Origin of the sequence: Nocardia sp. BSTN01, from assembly GCF_015354405.1 — a bacterium.
GTDB lineage: Bacteria > Actinomycetota > Actinomycetes > Mycobacteriales > Mycobacteriaceae > Nocardia.
In genome coordinates this window covers 1-319 of the sequence record NZ_JADKYP010000191.1, presented here as the reverse complement: position 1 = coordinate 319, position 319 = coordinate 1, and the positions used below count along the sequence as shown (strand labels likewise).

Below are 319 nucleotides of genomic sequence, written 5' to 3'. Positions count from 1 at the left end.
GAGTGCGTAGTCGACGTACTGCACAGCCAACGGCGCCCATCCCGGGGCGCGGCCGTGTCGGCGCGCTCGGTACGCGTCGCTCACGTCGCGGGCCATGGGGATTGGTGACCATCCGTCGAAAGCGATGTGGTGCAATACAATTGCGACGATGTACTGCTCGGGTCCTACCGAGTAGATCTGGGCGCGGATGGGGATCTCGGTCGACAGATCGAATCGGTGCGCGGCCAGTTCTGCCAAGGCGTCGGTCACTTGCTGCTCGGGCAGCGACACTGTTGCCGCGCCGCCGCGTCGCCACATCCCCGGCCGGGCCGGGAGTACC

General features: G+C 67.1%; 1 protein-coding gene. It reads right to left on the bottom strand.

Annotated elements, in window-relative coordinates; all coding sequences use genetic code 11:
• Positions 1-319, bottom strand: a 319-nt coding sequence (locus IRT45_RS36485; protein ID WP_194810289.1) for a condensation domain-containing protein, incomplete at both ends; no start/stop codon positions are given.